The organism is Aquitalea sp. S1-19 (assembly GCF_024343515.1).
Genome location: NZ_RJTZ01000352.1, coordinates 1 through 532 on the forward strand (window position 1 = coordinate 1; position 532 = coordinate 532).

Here is a 532-nt window from a genome sequence, read left to right on the forward strand (position 1 = left end):
GAAGCACAGCCAGGGCACTGGCTGGCAGGTTAAAACCACAAAAGGGATCCTTGCGGATCCCTTTTTTATAGATACCTTACCCCTTCTACTCGCGCTTAAACGCAATCAGGTGATCCAGCTCCAGCCGGATACCGATAGACTCTCCGATGGCATGATTATGATGGCTACCCACCTGCGCCAATACATGCTGACCGGAGGGCAAGGCCAGGGTGTAATGAAAATCTGCCCCGCGGAACACCTTGTCCACCACCACAGCCGTCTGCTCGCTCGCATCATCATGCACCACATCATCGGGCCGCAACAGCACGTCAACCGTGTCGCCGCTGGCAAAACCCAAGGGCAGCAAGCCACAGAATTCGCCGACCTCAAGCGTCAGGCAGCGCGGCCCGCTCCCACTCTCCCTCGGTAGTCAGGGTAAAAATGCGCACCGCGAGCGTATCCCAGCCAAACGGACGGGTCATCAGCGTAATCGGCATTTCCTTCATTACATCGACAAACACCATCAATAGTGCCGTCATCAGCCCGCCACGCA

Annotated in this window: 1 protein-coding gene; it reads right to left on the reverse strand. The window is 56.8% G+C overall.

Annotated features, from left to right (window positions below; all coding sequences use genetic code 11):
- Nucleotides 1-85 precede the first annotated feature (85 nt).
- Nucleotides 86-346, reverse strand: coding sequence for a TOBE domain-containing protein (locus EGI20_RS19000; protein ID WP_498633267.1), 261 nt, complete (start codon nt 344-346; stop codon nt 86-88).
- Nucleotides 347-532: the final 186 nt, after the last annotated feature.